Annotated in this window: 19 protein-coding genes; 6 read left to right on the top strand and 13 right to left on the bottom strand. The window is 54.5% G+C overall.

Annotated elements, in window-relative coordinates; translation table 11 throughout:
* Positions 1-38: 38 nt before the first annotated feature.
* Together ftsH and rlmE are read right to left on the bottom strand one after the other, a co-directional pair.
* Entirely contained in the window at positions 39-1,967 is a 1,929-nt protein-coding gene (ftsH, locus tag B4056_RS02860; RefSeq protein ID WP_039382268.1) for an ATP-dependent zinc metalloprotease FtsH, read from the bottom strand.
* A 173-nt stretch (positions 1,968-2,140) separates the two neighbouring features.
* On the bottom strand, positions 2,141-2,770 hold the full coding sequence (rlmE, locus tag B4056_RS02855; protein ID WP_039382266.1) for a 23S rRNA (uridine(2552)-2'-O)-methyltransferase RlmE: 630 nt from the start codon (positions 2,768-2,770) through the stop codon (positions 2,141-2,143).
* Between the two features lie 126 nt (positions 2,771-2,896).
* Between rlmE and yhbY the strand changes: the two genes are divergently transcribed.
* On the top strand, positions 2,897-3,190 hold the full coding sequence (gene yhbY, locus B4056_RS02850; protein WP_039382264.1) for a ribosome assembly RNA-binding protein YhbY: 294 nt from the start codon (positions 2,897-2,899) through the stop codon (positions 3,188-3,190).
* 121 nt (positions 3,191-3,311) lie between these two features.
* On the opposite strand, the gene greA is transcribed toward yhbY, so the two are convergent.
* Positions 3,312-3,788: a transcription elongation factor GreA gene (greA, locus tag B4056_RS02845; RefSeq protein ID WP_039382260.1), complete on the bottom strand. Its 477-nt coding sequence runs from the start codon at positions 3,786-3,788 to the stop codon at positions 3,312-3,314.
* 246 nt (positions 3,789-4,034) lie between these two features.
* On the opposite strand from greA, the gene dacB reads away from it, so the two are divergent.
* Genes dacB through pmrB form a run of 3 tightly spaced genes read left to right on the top strand, consistent with a single transcriptional unit; the run spans position 4,035 to position 7,185 of the window.
* A complete protein-coding gene (dacB, locus tag B4056_RS02840; RefSeq protein WP_039382258.1) occupies positions 4,035-5,468 on the top strand; it encodes a serine-type D-Ala-D-Ala carboxypeptidase in 1,434 nt (477 codons plus the stop codon).
* Positions 5,468-6,130 (top strand): two-component system response regulator PmrA, encoded by a 663-nt coding sequence (pmrA, locus tag B4056_RS02835; protein WP_071669139.1) that lies wholly within the window; start codon positions 5,468-5,470, stop codon positions 6,128-6,130. The genes dacB and pmrA overlap by 1 nt, the downstream gene beginning before the upstream one ends.
* Positions 6,127-7,185, top strand: a complete 1,059-nt coding sequence (gene pmrB, locus B4056_RS02830; RefSeq protein WP_288653764.1) for a two-component system sensor histidine kinase PmrB — start codon at positions 6,127-6,129, stop codon at positions 7,183-7,185. The genes pmrA and pmrB overlap by 4 nt, the downstream gene beginning before the upstream one ends.
* 45 nt (positions 7,186-7,230) lie before the next feature.
* Here pmrB and cgtA read toward each other — a convergent pair whose 3' ends face one another.
* The 3 genes from cgtA to rplU all read right to left on the bottom strand — a co-directional run bounded on the left by cgtA (position 7,231) and on the right by rplU (position 9,239).
* Positions 7,231-8,406, bottom strand: a complete 1,176-nt coding sequence (gene cgtA / locus B4056_RS02825; protein ID WP_039382251.1) for an Obg family GTPase CgtA — start codon at positions 8,404-8,406, stop codon at positions 7,231-7,233.
* Between the two features lie 248 nt (positions 8,407-8,654).
* Entirely contained in the window at positions 8,655-8,912 is a 258-nt protein-coding gene (gene rpmA / locus B4056_RS02820) for a 50S ribosomal protein L27 (RefSeq protein WP_039382249.1), read from the bottom strand.
* A 15-nt stretch (positions 8,913-8,927) separates the two neighbouring features.
* Positions 8,928-9,239: a 50S ribosomal protein L21 gene (gene rplU, locus B4056_RS02815; RefSeq protein WP_039382246.1), complete on the bottom strand. Its 312-nt coding sequence runs from the start codon at positions 9,237-9,239 to the stop codon at positions 8,928-8,930.
* A gap of 254 nt (positions 9,240-9,493) precedes the next feature.
* Here rplU and ispB point away from each other — a divergent pair, with 254 nt between their 5' ends.
* Entirely contained in the window at positions 9,494-10,465 is a 972-nt protein-coding gene (gene ispB / locus B4056_RS02810; protein ID WP_039382243.1) for an octaprenyl diphosphate synthase, read from the top strand.
* Between the two features lie 226 nt (positions 10,466-10,691).
* Positions 10,692-10,985, top strand: coding sequence for a helix-turn-helix domain-containing protein (locus B4056_RS02805; protein WP_150034801.1), 294 nt, complete (start codon positions 10,692-10,694; stop codon positions 10,983-10,985).
* Between the two features lie 53 nt (positions 10,986-11,038).
* Here B4056_RS02805 and murA read toward each other — a convergent pair whose 3' ends face one another.
* The 7 genes from murA to mlaF form a co-directional block, all read right to left on the bottom strand.
* A complete protein-coding gene (gene murA, locus B4056_RS02800; RefSeq protein WP_039382238.1) occupies positions 11,039-12,298 on the bottom strand; it encodes a UDP-N-acetylglucosamine 1-carboxyvinyltransferase in 1,260 nt (419 codons plus the stop codon).
* Between the two features lie 46 nt (positions 12,299-12,344).
* Positions 12,345-12,602, bottom strand: a complete 258-nt coding sequence (ibaG, locus tag B4056_RS02795; protein WP_039382236.1) for a BolA family iron metabolism protein IbaG — start codon at positions 12,600-12,602, stop codon at positions 12,345-12,347.
* A gap of 114 nt (positions 12,603-12,716) precedes the next feature.
* Entirely contained in the window at positions 12,717-13,022 is a 306-nt protein-coding gene (gene mlaB, locus B4056_RS02790) for a lipid asymmetry maintenance protein MlaB (RefSeq protein WP_039382234.1), read from the bottom strand.
* Positions 13,022-13,660: a phospholipid-binding protein MlaC gene (gene mlaC / locus B4056_RS02785; RefSeq protein ID WP_039382232.1), complete on the bottom strand. Its 639-nt coding sequence runs from the start codon at positions 13,658-13,660 to the stop codon at positions 13,022-13,024. Before mlaC ends, mlaB begins: the two co-directional genes overlap by 1 nt.
* A 19-nt stretch (positions 13,661-13,679) precedes the next feature.
* Positions 13,680-14,213, bottom strand: coding sequence for an outer membrane lipid asymmetry maintenance protein MlaD (gene mlaD / locus B4056_RS02780; RefSeq protein WP_094110672.1), 534 nt, complete (start codon positions 14,211-14,213; stop codon positions 13,680-13,682).
* Positions 14,214-14,217: 4 nt separating this feature from the next.
* Positions 14,218-15,000, bottom strand: a complete 783-nt coding sequence (gene mlaE / locus B4056_RS02775; RefSeq protein WP_094110671.1) for a lipid asymmetry maintenance ABC transporter permease subunit MlaE — start codon at positions 14,998-15,000, stop codon at positions 14,218-14,220.
* 4 nt (positions 15,001-15,004) lie between these two features.
* Positions 15,005-15,820 carry a phospholipid ABC transporter ATP-binding protein MlaF gene (gene mlaF / locus B4056_RS02770; protein ID WP_039382224.1) on the bottom strand — a complete coding sequence of 272 codons (816 nt, stop codon included), beginning with the start codon at positions 15,818-15,820 and terminating at the stop codon, positions 15,005-15,007.
* Positions 15,821-15,870: the final 50 nt, after the last annotated feature.

The following is a 15,870-nucleotide window of genomic DNA, read 5'->3' as shown; positions in this document are numbered from 1 at the left end:
CCCGGACTGGCCGGGGTTTTTGCTGAGGTGATGGCCTCTTATTTATTGAATTGCTCAGACATGGTATTACCCGGATTCGGCGTACGCGGTTCATCAACCGGACGTGGCGCCTTTGGCGTACCGTTGCTGTCAGAGTTGTTGCTGCCGGGATCTTCCCAGCCAGCTGGCGGTCGCACATCGCGGCGCGCCATCAGGTCATCAATCTGCGGAGCATCAATGGTTTCATACTTCATCAGCGCATCTTTCATCGCATGAAGAATATCCATGTTCTCGCCCAGAATACGACGTGCACGCTGATAGTTGCTGTCGATCAGGTGTTTAACTTCCTGATCGATGATGCGCGCAGTCTCATCTGACATATGCTTGGCTTTCGCTACGGAACGGCCAAGGAACACTTCACCCTCTTCTTCCGCATAGAGCAGCGGGCCAAGCTTCTCTGAGAAGCCCCACTGCGTCACCATGTTACGAGCCAGATTGGTCGCCACTTTGATGTCGTTAGATGCACCGGTAGAGACATGTTCTGCGCCGTAGATGATCTCTTCAGCCAGACGACCCCCATAGAGCGTGGAGATCTGACTTTCCAGCTTCTGACGGCTGGCGCTGATAGCATCACCTTCCGGCAGGAAGAACGTCACGCCCAGCGCACGGCCGCGCGGAATGATCGTAACTTTATGTACCGGATCGTGTTCTGGCACCAGACGGCCGATAATCGCATGCCCGGCTTCATGGTAAGCGGTTGACTCTTTCTGCGCTTCCGTCATCACCATGGAGCGGCGTTCTGCACCCATCATGATTTTGTCTTTGGCTTTTTCGAACTCGACCATCGACACTACGCGCTTGTTGCCACGAGCGGCAAAGAGTGCGGCTTCGTTGACCAGGTTTGCCAGGTCAGCTCCCGAGAAGCCCGGTGTACCGCGTGCGATAATAGCCGCATCGATGTCGGTTGCCAGCGGCACACGGCGCATATGCACTTTCAGGATCTGTTCACGACCGCGCACGTCCGGCAGGCCAACGACAACCTGACGGTCAAAACGGCCCGGACGCAGCAGCGCAGGGTCGAGTACATCCGGACGGTTGGTTGCGGCGATAACAATAATGCCTTCATTGCCTTCAAAACCATCCATCTCAACCAGCATCTGGTTCAGCGTCTGCTCACGCTCATCGTGACCACCGCCTAAACCGGCACCACGCTGACGTCCTACCGCATCGATCTCATCGATAAAGATGATGCACGGCGCAGCTTTTTTCGCCTGTTCGAACATGTCACGCACGCGGGATGCGCCCACGCCGACAAACATTTCTACGAAATCGGAACCGGAAATAGTGAAGAACGGCACTTTCGCTTCGCCGGCGATAGCTTTAGCCAGCAGCGTTTTACCTGTACCCGGCGGACCCACCATCAGGACGCCTTTCGGGATTTTACCGCCCAGCTTCTGGAAACGGCTTGGTTCACGCAGATACTCTACCAGCTCACCCACCTCTTCTTTCGCTTCATCACAGCCAGCGACGTCGGCAAAGGTGGTCTTGATCTGGTCTTCCGTCAGCATGCGGGCTTTGCTTTTGCCGAAGGACATCGCGCCCTTACCGCCGCCGCCCTGCATCTGACGCATAAAGAAGATCCATACGCCAATCAGCAGCAGCATCGGGAACCAGGAAATGAAGATAGAAGCCAGCAGGCTTGGCTCTTCAGGTGGTTCACCCACTACTTTGACGTTTTTGGTCAGCAGGTTATCGAGTAACTTGGGATCGTTGACAGGAATGTAGGTGGTATATTTATTACTGTCTTTTTTGGTTACGTTAATTTCACGCCCGTTAATACGTGCCTCGCGGACCTGATCCTGGTTCACTTCCGACAGGAAGGTTGAATAATCAACCCTACGGCCATTCGACTCGCTGGGCCCAAAGCTCTGGAATACTGACATCAGCACGACCGCGATGACTAACCAGAGAATCAGGTTTTTCGCCATGTCACTCAAGGGATTAACCTCATATTACAACGGTGTTAACAGACAGCGTAGGGTACTATATATCCTTCATACCTGGAATCGCAGCATGGATGAATTTGCTGGTTTACCCTGAAACTCAGAATCAGGCCGGGATAAACGTACTATTCAGCTTGCTTTGACGCCGGTATTCGGGCCTACAGTTTGCGCCCTGTCGCCACAATATACACTTCACGTGAACGTAACCGCGAAGCGTCTGGCTTACGAATTTTCACTTTCGTAAATAGGGAGCGAATTTCCCGGAGGTATTCATCGAAGCCATCTCCCTGAAACACTTTCACAACAAAACTGCCGCCGGGAGCCAGTACATCCCGACACATTTCCAGCGCCAGTTCAACTAAATACATTGAACGAGGAATATCCACAGCTGGCGTACCGCTCATGTTGGGTGCCATATCTGACATCACCACCTGAACTTTCTGGTCCCCTACCCGCTCAAGCAGCGCTTTCAGCACGGCCTCGTCACGGAAGTCACCCTGCATAAAATCCACGCCGACAATCGGATCCATCGGCAGCAGGTCGCAGGCAATCACCCGCCCGCTATTGCCAATCTGCTGTACCACATATTGTGACCAGCCGCCGGGTGCCGCGCCTAAGTCCACCACGGTCATACCGGGTTTAAACAGCTTGTCACCCTGCTGAATTTCATCAAGTTTAAACCAGGCGCGCGAACGCAGCCCTTTTTTCTGTGCCTGAAGCACATATTTATCGCTAAAGTGTTCCTGAAGCCAGCGACTGGAACTGGCCGAACGCTTTTTACCCGTCATAATTTTTCCAGTTAAATCGTCATCGTAGCGATAAATCAGCGCGCAATGGGTAGCGATGATTTGGCGATATACCCGAGATGGCGGTAGAATGACCCGTTTTCAATCCCTGAGTAAGCAAAAAATACGATGAATCTGAGTACCAAACAAAAACAGCACCTGAAAGGCCTGGCCCACCCACTAAAGCCGGTGGTCATGCTGGGCGGCAACGGCCTTACTGAAGGCGTGCTCGCCGAAATCGAACAGGCGCTTGACCATCACGAACTGATTAAGGTGAAAATTGCCTCAGAAGATCGCGAAACCAAGCAGCTGATCGTCGAGGCCATTGTGCGTGAAACCAAGGCCAGCAATGTGCAGGTTATCGGCAATGTGCTGGTGCTGTACCGCCCGGCGAAAGAGCGCAAAATCACGCTGCCTCGTTAAGCTCTATACTAAGCGCGGCGCAGCGGGCAGAGAAAGTGCCACGCTCACGCATGCGATAAAAGGCCGCCATGCGGCCTTTTTCCTTTCTTTACATTCTGCCCGGCATTACAGCAGCGGGTGCTTACAGATATTCAACCTTCAGCACTTCATACTCCACGTCACCGCCTGGCGTTTTCACAATGGCTACGTCATCGGCCTCTTTACCCACCAGACCACGCGCCATTGGCGAGTTAACCGAGATCAGATTTTGTTTAAAATCTGCTTCATCGTCACCCACAATGCGGTAAGTAAACTCTTCGTCGGTATCTACATTCAGCACAGTTACCGTGGCACCGAAAATGACGCGACCGGTTTTTGGCATAGATGTGATGTCGATCACCTGCGCATTAGAAAGTTTAGCTTCAATCTCCTGAATACGCCCTTCGCAAAACCCCTGCTCTTCACGCGCAGCATGGTACTCGGCGTTCTCTTTCAGGTCGCCATGCTCACGAGCTTCAGCGATGGAGGCGATGATGCGCGGACGCTTTACGGTTTTCAGTTCGTTCAGCTCTTCACGCAGCTTCTCAGCGCCTTGTAACGTCATCGGAATCTGATTCATTTTGGCTCCTCGTCTCTATCCTGGTTAACGGTGTCATCCTGACTGGTGACAGCAGAATAATCGCTTCTGCGGCACACGGCCCCTTTTCAAAAGCAAAAGAACCCTGACCCGGAAAGCTTTCCGGGTCAGGGATCGGTTTTGCATTTTGATACGTATTTTACCCCAGAGTTCCCTGTGGGTCATCGTTTACTTTGCCCTGCCCGGGGACGTAGTATTGACGCCCCATCCGTCAGTTACCGCGAGATTATGCGATTTTCACGACTTGTTACCGGATTAACCTGCGCGGTAATGCTGCAGGCACAAGCGGCCCCCGTTGAAGAATACATGCAGTATTTACCTGACGGCGCGAACCTGGCGCTGATGGTACAGAAAGTGGGCGCATCAACCCCTATTATTGACTACCACGGAAAACAGATGGCTTTACCGGCCAGCACCATGAAAGTGATCACGGCGCTGGCGGCACTTCTGGAGCTGGGACCCGACTTCCGCTTTCAGACCACGCTTGAGACACGCGGTGCTATTACCGACGGCACGCTGAACGGCGATCTGGTGGCCCGCTTTGGCGGCGATCCTACGCTGAGCAGGCAGAATCTGCGCAATATGGTCGCCGCGCTGAAGCAGCAGGGTATCACGCACATCAAAGGCAACCTGGTGATTGATACCTCCGTATTTGCCAGCCACGATATGGCTCCCGGCTGGCCATGGAACGATCTGACCCAGTGCTTCAGCGCACCACCTGGCGCGGCGATTGTCGACAAAAACTGTTTCTCGGTTTCGCTTTACAGTGGCAAAACCGCTGGTGAAACCGCCTTTGTGCGTATTGCGTCTTACTATCCGGCCCATATGTTCAGCCAGGTCCGGACGCTTGCCCCTAACAGCGGCGAAGGTCAGTACTGCGAGCTGGATGTGGTGCCTGGTGAGCTTAACCGCTATACGCTGACAGGCTGTATGCGCCAGCGGGCAGAACCGCTGCCGCTCGCCTTTGCGGTTCAGGATGATGCCGCCTGGTCAGGTGAAATCCTGAAAGGGATGCTGCGTGCGGCTGATATTGATTATAGCGGTCATCTGGTACGCCAGACGCAGGTTACGTCGCCGGGTACCGTGCTCGCCTCGACCCAATCCGCGCCGCTGCATACGCTACTGCGCATGATGCTGAAAAAGTCGGACAACATGATTGCGGACACCGTGTTCCGCACCATCGGCCATCACTACTTTAACGTGCCGGGTACGTTTCGTGCCGCCTCTGACGCCGTGCGTCGTATTCTGCGCGAAAAAGCGGGTATTGATATGGGCAACAGCATTCAGGTTGATGGTTCCGGCCTGTCGCGTCACGATTTGATCTCGCCAGAGACAATGATGCAGGTGCTGCAGTACATTGCTAAAAACGACGCCACGCTCGACTATATCTCTATGCTGCCGCTGGCTGGCTACGACGGCACGCTGCAGTACCGTGGCGGGCTCCATGAAGCGGGCCTCGATGGCAAAGTCTCAGCAAAAACCGGTTCTCTGCAGGGCGTCTATAATCTGGCAGGGTTTATTACCACGTCCAGCGGTGCGCGCGTTGCCTTTGTGCAGTTTCTGTCAGGCTATGCCGTGCCCCCGGAAAATCAGAAAACGCGGCGTATTCCGCTGGTTCGCTTTGAAAGCCGCCTCTACACGGACATTAACAAGAACAACTAATGAAATTGTTGATTGTTGAAGATGATGCGCTGCTGCAATCGGGCCTGGCACAGGCGCTGGGCGCTAAGGGTTATGCAACAGATTGCGCCAGCAGCGCCGCAGAGAGCAATGCGCTCTTGCGCAGCGGTCAGTATACGCTGATCGTGCTGGATCTTGGCCTGCCGGATCGCGACGGCGCTTCGCTGCTGCGCCAGTGGCGGCGCGAGGGCGTTGCGATCCCGGTGCTGATCCTTACGGCGCGTGATGCGCTGGAGGATCGCGTGGAGGGCCTGGATGCCGGTGCGGATGATTATCTGATCAAGCCTTTTGCACTGGCAGAACTGCAGGCGCGGGTTCGGGCGCTGATCCGCCGCTATCAGGGGCAGAGCGATAACCAGCTGCAACAGGGCGATCTGACGCTCAATCTCAGCACGCAGCAGGTGCTGCTTGAAAATCAGTCGGTGGATATTACGCCTAAAGAGTTTGCGCTGCTGACGCGCCTGCTGATGCGCATCGGACAAAATGTGCATCGCGAAACGCTGCAGCAGGATCTTTATAGCTGGAACGACGATCCTGGATCGAACACGCTGGAAGTGCATATTCATAATCTGCGCCGCAAGCTGGGAAAAGATCGGATTAAAACGGTTCGCGGTGTGGGTTACCGGCTGGAACTGCGCGAATGAACAGTATGCGGCAGCGCTTACTGATCATGCTGGCGCTGATCCTGCTTATCTGTCAGGTCATGAGCGTGATCTGGCTCTGGCACGAGAGCCGGGAGCAGATCAGCTTTCTTGTCAATGAGACGCTCTCAGCTCAGGCGCGCAATCAGCGGGTCGAGAATGAGATCCGCGAAGCGATCGCTTCGCTGCTGCTGCCTTCACTGGTGATGGTATGCCTGACGCTGCTGCTCTCGTTCTGGGCGATTAACTGGATTATTCGCCCGCTTAAGCTGCTGCAGGATAGCCTGGCGCATCGTTCCGCCGACAACCTCACTCCCCTGCCGGTGTATTCAGATATGGATGAAATCGTTGCCGTCACCGGCGCCATCAACCAGCTCTTCTCCCGTCTGGACCACACGCTGCAGCAGGAGCGGCTTTTTACTGCCGATGCTGCCCATGAACTGCGTACGCCCCTCGCCGGGCTGCGGCTGCATCTGGAACTGCTGCAGCAGCAGGTGCCGCAGAGTGAAATGCTGATTAGCCGTATCGATCAGCTGATGCACACCGTAGAGCAGCTGCTCATGCTGTCACGTGCCGGCCAGGCGCTGGCGGGCGGACACTATCAGCAGCTGTGGTGGCTGCAGGATATCATGCAGCCGCTGAAACCAGAGATGGACGAGCTGCTGCTACAGCGTCAGCAGCGGCTGCGCTGGCCAGAGGGGAGTGATATCCCGCAACAGGGCGAAGCGGTGCTGTTGCGCCTGATGCTGCGCAATTTGCTGGAGAACGCCTCGCGCTATAGCCCGGAAAACAGCGAGGTGCAGGTTAAGCTATACCGGGATGCGCAGCAGGTAACGGCAGAGGTATGGGATGAAGGGCCGGGTATTGATGCCGGAGCCGCAGAGGAGTTAACCCAGGCCTTTCGCCGTCGCGATCAGCGCTACGGCGGCAGCGGACTGGGTCTGAATATTGTGCTGCGTATTGTACAAATGCACCGCGGTACGCTGACGCTGGAAAACCGTGAAGACCGCAGCGGACTGATTGCCCGCTGTACGCTGCCGTATCAGCTCAACGGCTAGCTCTGCAGATAAAAAAAGCGGCCCGAAGGCCGCTTTTAGCTGCGATTAACGCTGATAGATAATTTCGACGCCTTCGTCGTCTTCATCATCCCAGTCGTCATCCCAGTCATCATCTTCTTCCACTTCCTGAGCGGTCTCCAGCGCTTCACGATGGTAATCATCCCACATGAACGCGACCTTCTCAGGCTGCTTCTCTTCCAGTTCCGCTTCTTTAGGATTAGCGATGATAAAGCTCATCACATCCCAGCAGAGTTCATTCACGCCGGTACGGCTGGCGGCAGAGATAAGATAATATTTGTCATCCCAGCCGAGCGCCTCTGCAATCGCTTTAGCGCGGCTTTCAGCTTCTTCCTGACTCAGCAGGTCAGTTTTGTTAAACACCAGCCAGCGCGGCTTCTGATAGAGCTTCTCGCTATATTTTTCCAGCTCGCCAAGAATGATGCGGGCGTTTTCAACCGGATCGGTTTCGTCGATAGGCGCAATGTCGATCAGGTGCAGCAGGACGCGACAGCGCTCAAGATGCTTCAGGAAGCGAATGCCCAGCCCGGCGCCTTCCGCTGCACCTTCAATCAGCCCCGGGATATCGGCCACGACAAAGCTTTTTTCGCTGTCCATGCGCACAACGCCCAGGCTGGGAACCAGCGTGGTAAACGGATAGTCCGCCACTTTTGGCTTCGCTGCAGAAACGGCGCGAATAAAGGTCGATTTACCCGCATTCGGCAGACCCAGCATGCCGACATCGGCCAGCAGCATCAGCTCCAGCTGCAGATCGCGTTTCTCGCCTGGCGTACCCATGGTTTTCTGGCGCGGGGTGCGGTTAACCGAGGATTTAAAACGCGTGTTACCAAGACCGTGCCAGCCGCCTTTCGCTACCATCAGCTTCTGCTCATGGCGCGTCATATCGCCCAGCGTTTCACCGGTGCCCTGATCGATTATGCGCGTACCGACCGGCACTTTGATGGTGACATCTTTACCACGTTTGCCGGTGCAGTCGCGGCTCTGACCATTCTGACCGCGCTCAGCGCGGAACGCTTTTTCAAAGCGATAATCGATCAGGGTATTGAGGTTTTCATCTGCCAGCAGATAGACGTCACCGCCATCACCGCCGTCACCGCCGTCCGGGCCGCCTTTAGGAATATATTTCTCGCGGCGGAAGCTAACGCAACCGTTGCCGCCATCGCCTGCGACCACAAGGATCGTCGCTTCATCAACAAACTTCATTCTATTTCTCCGTCACACTGTCGTCTGTCGCTGCAGAGAGCGGCAGACGGGTCCGCCAGGGTCTTCTGTGCTGACCGGCGGCGGATAATGCAAATCTGGTAATATGAGATGTACAGAAAGTGTACAACAAACCGCGCAGCTCAGTTAGCGGGGATTCGATAACCGGCGGCAGAATGTAAAAAGCCCCGCAAAGCTGCGGGGCCTTTCCTTCGTGTGTTCAGACGATTATCGTCTGCAGCACGACAACCTTACTCAGCAACGATGCTGATATATTTACGGTTGTTCGGGCCTTTCACTTCGAATTTAACTTTGCCGTCTGTGGTAGCAAACAGGGTGTGGTCACGACCACAGCCTACATTGGTACCGGCGTGGAACTTGGTGCCACGCTGACGAACAATGATGCTACCTGCCAGAACAGATTCACCACCGAAACGCTTAACACCCAGACGTTTTGCGTTGGAGTCGCGACCGTTACGGGTCGAACCACCAGCCTTCTTATGTGCCATTTGTCAGATCTCCTCTTACGCGCTGATCGTCGTGATTTTCACATCAGTGAACCACTGACGGTGACCAGCTTGCTTACGGTAGTGTTTACGACGACGAAACTTAACAATCTTGATTTTTTCGCCGCGACCGTGAGCAACAACTTCTGCCTTGATCATTCCGCCTGAAACCAGTGGCGCGCCGATTTTCACGTCTTCGCCATTTGCAATCATCAGAACCTGGTCGAACTCAATGGTTTCGCCGGTTGCGATGTCCAGCTTTTCCAGGCGAACGGTCTGACCTTCGCTTACTCGGTGTTGTTTACCACCACTTTGGAAAACCGCGTACATATAAAACTCCGCTTCTGCGCTTGCCTTTCTGTGTAATCAGGCGGCGCGATAATATTCACAATAGGGCGCGAATTCTACGCAAATATCCAGCAGAAAACAAGCGCACTTTGCACTCTCCTGCAGAAAAAAAGCGCAGAGTGAATGCAACCGTTTCTCATCCTGAATTTTCAAGTACAATCAGTAACAGATTACCTGAACTCACGCTGGGTAAAAGCGCCTACCATGCAAAAAACGAGTCAAAGCTGAACAGACGAATGAACCTAGAACAAATTAACGAACTAACCGCGCAGGACATGGCGGCCGTCAACCAGACCATCCTCGACCAGCTGAATTCAGATGTCTCACTGATCAACCAGTTGGGCTACTACATTGTCAGCGGCGGAGGTAAACGCATTCGTCCGATGATTGCCGTGCTTTCAGCGCGTGCGCTCAACTATCAGGGTTCGCTGCATGTCACGAACGCAGCGCTGATTGAATTTATCCACACGGCAACGCTGCTGCATGATGATGTGGTGGATGAGTCTGACATGCGTCGCGGCAAAGCGACTGCGAATGCGGCGTTTGGTAATGCCGCCAGCGTGCTGGTAGGTGATTTTATCTATACGCGCGCTTTTCAGATGATGACCAGCCTCGGATCCTTAAAGATCCTCGCGCTGATGTCAGAAGCGGTGAATGTGATCGCAGAAGGCGAAGTGCTGCAGCTGATGAACTGTAACGATCCTGACATCACTGAAGAGAGCTACATGCGTGTGATCTACAGTAAAACGGCGCGTCTGTTTGAGGCTGCTTCTCAGGCCTCAGCGATTCTGGCAGAGGCTTCGCCTGCTCAGGAGAAAGCGCTGCAGGATTATGGTCGCTACCTTGGCACCGCTTTCCAGTTAATTGACGATTTGCTCGACTACAGCGCAGATGGCGAGACGCTGGGTAAAAATACCGGTGACGATCTCAGCGAAGGGAAACCGACGCTGCCCCTGCTGCATGCCATGCACCATGGCACACCCGAGCAGGCCGCTATGATCCGCAGCGCGATTGAGGAAGGCAATGGACGCCATTTGCTGGAGCCGGTGCTGGCCGCTATGCAGCAGACGGGTTCACTGGAGTGGACGCGCAAACGCGCTGAAGAAGAAGCGGATAAAGCGATTGCTGCGCTACAGCTGCTGCCTGAGAGTCCGTGGCGTACTGCGCTTGAAGCGCTGGCGCATATGTCAGTGCAGCGCGACTTTTAATCCCAAACGGAGCCGCCCGGCTCCGTTTTTCATTTCCCCGCCGTTTCCTGCGCCGTTTGCATAAGTTTGCACGCTTTTTGCGAATACCCGCCAGATTTTGCTACCTGGGTGTAACAATTACTGGAAATTAATGGAACCTTTTTGCTATATAGAGCCGTTAATTTCCAGTTTTACCCTTCACTGCCGCGGCAGCGATTACGCATTACATGGATATGGAGAACAAGTTATGCAGACAAGGAAAGAGGATTGGCATCCTGCAGATATTATCGCAGCGCTACGCAAACGTGGTACTTCACTGGCGGCGCTGTCACGTGCGGCAGGGCTTTGCTCCTCAACGCTCGCCAATGCGCTGTCTCGCCCCTGGCCCAAAGGCGAGTGGCTTATCGCTATGGCGCTTGAGGTGCATCCGGCAGAAATCTGGCCAAGCCGCTATTACGATCCTGACACCCTGCTTTTGCTGGATCGCAAAAAACGGATCCGATCGCCCGATAGTTTGAAAAAGATCCCGGAAAAAAAATAAAAAAAAACCAGCCACGCTGCTGTGACTGGTTCTGGTCCATCATACTGACTGGCTTATTCGCCGCTGATACGCTCAATGTTCGCGCCCATCGCTTTGAGCTTATCTTCGATATGCTCATAGCCGCGATCGATATGGTAGATCCGGTCAACAACCGTAGTGCCTTCAGCAATACAGCCTGCCAGTACCAGACTCGCCGAAGCACGTAAATCGGTCGCCATAACCTGTGCACCCGAGAGCGTTTCCACACCGTGACAAATCGCCGTGTTGCTCTCGATTTCCGCATGCGCACCCATACGGATCAGTTCCGGGATGTGCATAAAGCGGTTTTCAAAGATGGTTTCTGTGATCACGCCCGTGCCTTCCGCCAGCAGATTCAGCAGAGTGAACTGCGCCTGCATATCGGTTGGAAAACCCGGATGCGGTGCAGTGCGGATATTCACCGCTTTTGGCCGCTTGCCGTGCATATCAAGACTAATCCAGTCATCACCGGTTTCAATCTCTGCACCCGCGTCGCGCAGTTTAGCCAGTACCGCATCCAGCGTATCCGGCTGTGCATTGCGGCAGATGACTTTGCCGCGCGAGATAGCCGCAGCCACAAGGAAGGTGCCGGTTTCGATACGATCCGGCAGCACGCGATAGACACCGCCACCCAGACGTTCCACACCTTCAATCGTAATTTTGTCCGTGCCTGCGCCAGAAATTTTTGCACCCAGCGTATTGAGGAAGTTTGCCGTATCAACAATCTCCGGCTCGCGCGCCGCGTTCTCGATTACCGTGGTGCCGGTTGCCAGCGTTGCCGCACTCATAATGGTTACGGTAGCGCCGACGCTGACTTTATCCATGACGATGTGCGCGCCTTTCAGGCGGCCATTGACTGAGGCTTTAACATAGCCCTCTTCCAGCTTAATCTCCGCGCCAAGCTGTTCCAGACCAGTGATATGCAGATCGACCGGACGGGCACCAATCGCGCAGCCGCCCGGCAGTGATACCTGACCCTGACCAAATCGTGCCACCAGCGGCCCGAGCGCCCAGATAGAAGCACGCATCGTTTTAACCAGATCGTAAGGAGCGCTGAAGACGTTAACTTCGCGCGCATCAACATGCACCGAACCGTTACGCTCTGTGCGTGCACCCAGCAGGCTCAGCAGCTTCATGGTGGTATCAATATCACGCAGCTGCGGGACATTCTGAATTTCTACCGGCTCTTCTGCCAGCAGCGCGGCAAACAGAATCGGCAGCGCTGCATTTTTTGCGCCGGAAATGGTCACTTCACCACTTAAGCGGGTGGGGCCTTGCACACGAAATTTGTCCATTAACACGGCTCTCAATTATCTATCAACAAAACAACCAGACTGGTACTCAGAATCCGTTAAGTTTACGGTCGCGAGCCCACTCGGCGGGAGTATAAGTCTTGATGGAAACCGCATGAATGCGATTATCCGCAATGTATTCCATCAGCGGCGCATAAACAGCCTGCTGTTTTTTTACCCGGCTCAGTTCACCAAACATTTCGCCCACGGCGATCACCTGGAAATGGCTGCCGTCGTTGCTCATCACGTGGACTTCATCTAATGACAGCGCCTGCATCAGGACTGCCTGAACTTCACTATTTTCCATGGTTTATAACTTCACTTGATAATAATAAGGCGGATATCTTAGAGGAAAGCGGCTGAGTCTTAAATATGCAAAAGCCCCTGAACGCATCAGGGGCCTGGTTTTTCAGCCGTCAGATCAGACGCTTTTCTCCGCAGAAACAATAATCTGCTGAAGATTATAAAGCGTAATAAGAGAATGGAGTTTATCTGTCACACCCGTGAACAGCGGCGTACTTCCCTGCGCGCGTACCATCTCGCGCAGATGCACCAGCAGCGCCAGCCCGGCCGAATCGACCCGCTCCAGAGCCGCCACATCAATGACGTTTATATTCTGCATAACCGTTTCACGCTGCTGCCATAGTGTCAGCAGCGTATCCCGGTCAAGCTTGCCGCTCAGTACCAGCGTATCAGTACTGCGCTGCCAGCGTAACGATTCACTCATTATTGCTGTTTATCCAGTGTAATAGGTTGTGCCGCATAGGTTTTCAGCTGTGCAGTCAGGCCATCAATGCCTTTAGTGCGCAGCAGATCGCTCCACTCATTCTGCTTGGTGGTGATCATACTGATCCCTTCGGCAATCATATCGTAAGCCTGCCATTTTCCGCTCTGGCTGTTTTTACGCCACTGAAAATCGAGACGCACCGGCGGACGGCCGTTAGGATCAACAATGGTGACGCGAATAGCCACAATATTGGCATCGCCCAGCGGTTTTTCCGGCTGAATCTGGTAAGTCTGACCGTGATACAGCGCCAGCGCCTGCCCGTAAGCCTGGGCCAGGTAGTCACCGAATGCGGCAAAGTAGGCGTCGCGCTGTGCCGGCGTCGCTTCACGATAGTAGCGGCCTAAAACCAGCGCGCCGGCATATTTAATCTGCACATAGGGCAGCAGCTCCTGGCGCACAATATCGCGCAGATAGTTGGGATCCTGCTTGATTTTCGGCTGTTCATTTTTCAGCCGGGTAAAAGTTTTGGCTGCGGCTTCATTCATCAGCTTATACGGGTTGCTCTGATCCGTATCCGCTGCTGTGGCGGCCAGGGGAGCGATTGCCAGCAGGGCAACCATCAGAAAACGTTTCAACATCGTGTTTTACCTCTCTGGATTATTCCGTTGTGGCAGGCGCAGGTGCACGCTCGCCATCCTGTGACTGATTCTCTTTGCTGCCGTCGCCGCTTTTGTAAAGGAACTGACCAATCAAATCCTCAAGCACCAGGGCAGATTTGGTGTCGCGCAACGTTCCGCCATCTTTCAGCATAGCTGAACCGAGATCCGGATCGTCAAAGCCCAGATTCAGCGCCAGAAACTGTTCGCCCAGCAAACCCTGCGTACGAATAGCCAGAGAACTGGTATCCGGGATTTTATCGGCATACTGTTCGCTGATATCCATGGTCACGCGCGGCGACAGGCTTTTCTCATCCAGTGAAATATCCGTTACGCGGCCAATGACGACGCCGCCAATTTTCACAGGTGAACTGATTTTCAGGCCGCCAATATTGTCAAAGGTAGCGTAGAGCTTCCACGTGGGCTCGGTGCCCAGCGATTTGAGATCGGCCACGCGCAGACTGAGAAACAGCAGCGCCACCAGCGCCGCCAGCATAAATACCCCTACCCAAATTTCATTTTTCTTGCTTTGCATTGCATCAGTTCCCAAACATCAGTGCGGTCAGCACAAAATCAAGCCCAAGCACCGCCAGTGAAGCGTGTACGACGGTACGCGTTGTTGCCCGGCTGATACCTTCCGACGTCGGAATCGCATCGTAGCCGTTAAACAGCGCAATCCAGGTTACCGTAATGGCAAAAACTGCGCTCTTGATCAGGCAGTTAAGGACATCATTATGAAAATCTACCGCGCTTTGCATCGCGGACCAGAAAAAGCCGGGATCGATACCTTTCCAGCCAACGCCAACCAGTGCACCACCGGCAATACCGACGGCCGTAAAAATCAGCGTTAACAGCGGCATACTGATAAAACCCGCCCAGAAGCGCGGCGAGACCACGCGGCGCAGCGGATCCACCGCCATCATCTCCATACTGGAGAGCTGCTCTGTGGCTTTCATCAGACCAATCTCTGCCGTCAGCGCCGAGCCGGCTCGTCCGGCAAACAGCAGCGCCGTGACAACCGGCCCCAGCTCACGCAGCAGCGACAGCGCCACCAGCATGCCAAGGCTGGTCTCCGCGCTGTAGGTGGTCAGCACCAGATATCCCTGCAGTCCCAGCACCATGCCGATAAACAGACCAGAAACCACAATAATCAGCAGCGAGAGTACGCCAACGCTGTACAGCTGCCTGATCAACAATGGAGCATGGCGGCGAAAAGCGGGTTTTCCCACCAGCGCATGAAACAGCATCAGACCGGCCCGACCAAAGGTCGCACAGCTGTTTATTCCCCGACGCCCGAGCGACGCCAGTGCCTGTAACACCATGAGTTTACTCTCTCCCTGTCCGGGTCAAATCACTAAGATAGTCGCCGGCGGCGAAACGAAACGGCACCGGACCATCAGCATGCCCATCAATAAACTGGCGTACGCGCGGATCGGCGTTCTCCTTCAGCTGCCGGGTGCTGCCTTCAGCAATGATTTTTTGCCCGGCAACAATATAGGCGTGATCGGCGATGCTCAGGACTTCAGGCACATCATGCGATACCACAATACAGGTCACGCCCAGCGAGTGGTTCAGCTCATCAATCAGCTTGACCAGCACGCCCATAGTTATTGGATCCTGCCCCACAAACGGCTCATCAAACATAATGAGTTCCGGTTCCAGCGCAATGGCACGTGCCAGCGCAGCACGTCGCGCCATCCCGCCGGAGAGCTCTGCCGGCATAAGTTTTGCCGCGCCGCGCAGTCCGACCGCTTCAAGCTTCATCATCACCGTGCTGTGCAGCAGTTCCGGCGGCAGCTGAGTGTGCTCGCGCAGTGGCCAGGCGACGTTTTCATAGACGTTAAGATCGGTAAAGAGCGCGCCTGACTGAAACAGCATGCTCATTTTCTTACGGGCTTCATAGAGCTTGCGCCGTGACAGGCTGGGAATATTCTGGCCCTGAAACCAGATTTCGCCGTGGTCAGGCTGCAGCTGACCGCCAATCAGGCGTAACAGCGTTGTTTTTCCGATGCCGGAAGGTCCCATAATCGCGGTCACTTTGCCCGCCGGAACCGTAAGTGAAATATCATCGAATATCGTGCGATCGCCACGGGTGAAACTCACACCGCGCACCTCGACCAGATTCGTTTGCTGCTGAGTCATTATTACCTCGTTAAGCGGGTCGGGCGTACTAAATGGGGTGGATGGTAGCC

It is taken from the genome of Pantoea sp. UBA7232, from assembly GCF_002473195.1.
Taxonomy (GTDB): domain Bacteria; phylum Pseudomonadota; class Gammaproteobacteria; order Enterobacterales; family Enterobacteriaceae; genus Pantoea; species Pantoea eucrina.
The sequence above is the reverse complement of the archived record's forward strand: the minus strand, read 5'-3'. Positions and strand labels throughout refer to the sequence as shown.

Coding starts and splice junctions, on each gene's coding strand:
- ftsH (WP_039382268.1), bottom strand. CDS start 1,967: ATGGCGAAAAACCTGATTCTCTGGTTAGTCATCGCGGTCGTGCTGATG.
- rlmE (WP_039382266.1), bottom strand. CDS start 2,770: ATGACGGGTAAAAAGCGTTCGGCCAGTTCCAGTCGCTGGCTTCAGGAA.
- yhbY (WP_039382264.1), top strand. CDS start 2,897: ATGAATCTGAGTACCAAACAAAAACAGCACCTGAAAGGCCTGGCCCAC.
- greA (WP_039382260.1), bottom strand. CDS start 3,788: ATGAATCAGATTCCGATGACGTTACAAGGCGCTGAGAAGCTGCGTGAA.
- dacB (WP_039382258.1), top strand. CDS start 4,035: ATGCGATTTTCACGACTTGTTACCGGATTAACCTGCGCGGTAATGCTG.
- pmrA (WP_071669139.1), top strand. CDS start 5,468: ATGAAATTGTTGATTGTTGAAGATGATGCGCTGCTGCAATCGGGCCTG.
- pmrB (WP_288653764.1), top strand. CDS start 6,127: ATGAACAGTATGCGGCAGCGCTTACTGATCATGCTGGCGCTGATCCTG.
- cgtA (WP_039382251.1), bottom strand. CDS start 8,406: ATGAAGTTTGTTGATGAAGCGACGATCCTTGTGGTCGCAGGCGATGGC.
- rpmA (WP_039382249.1), bottom strand. CDS start 8,912: ATGGCACATAAGAAGGCTGGTGGTTCGACCCGTAACGGTCGCGACTCC.
- rplU (WP_039382246.1), bottom strand. CDS start 9,239: ATGTACGCGGTTTTCCAAAGTGGTGGTAAACAACACCGAGTAAGCGAA.
- ispB (WP_039382243.1), top strand. CDS start 9,494: ATGAACCTAGAACAAATTAACGAACTAACCGCGCAGGACATGGCGGCC.
- B4056_RS02805 (WP_150034801.1), top strand. CDS start 10,692: ATGCAGACAAGGAAAGAGGATTGGCATCCTGCAGATATTATCGCAGCG.
- murA (WP_039382238.1), bottom strand. CDS start 12,298: ATGGACAAATTTCGTGTGCAAGGCCCCACCCGCTTAAGTGGTGAAGTG.
- ibaG (WP_039382236.1), bottom strand. CDS start 12,602: ATGGAAAATAGTGAAGTTCAGGCAGTCCTGATGCAGGCGCTGTCATTA.
- mlaB (WP_039382234.1), bottom strand. CDS start 13,022: ATGAGTGAATCGTTACGCTGGCAGCGCAGTACTGATACGCTGGTACTG.
- mlaC (WP_039382232.1), bottom strand. CDS start 13,660: ATGTTGAAACGTTTTCTGATGGTTGCCCTGCTGGCAATCGCTCCCCTG.
- mlaD (WP_094110672.1), bottom strand. CDS start 14,213: ATGCAAAGCAAGAAAAATGAAATTTGGGTAGGGGTATTTATGCTGGCG.
- mlaE (WP_094110671.1), bottom strand. CDS start 15,000: ATGGTGTTACAGGCACTGGCGTCGCTCGGGCGTCGGGGAATAAACAGC.
- mlaF (WP_039382224.1), bottom strand. CDS start 15,820: ATGACTCAGCAGCAAACGAATCTGGTCGAGGTGCGCGGTGTGAGTTTC.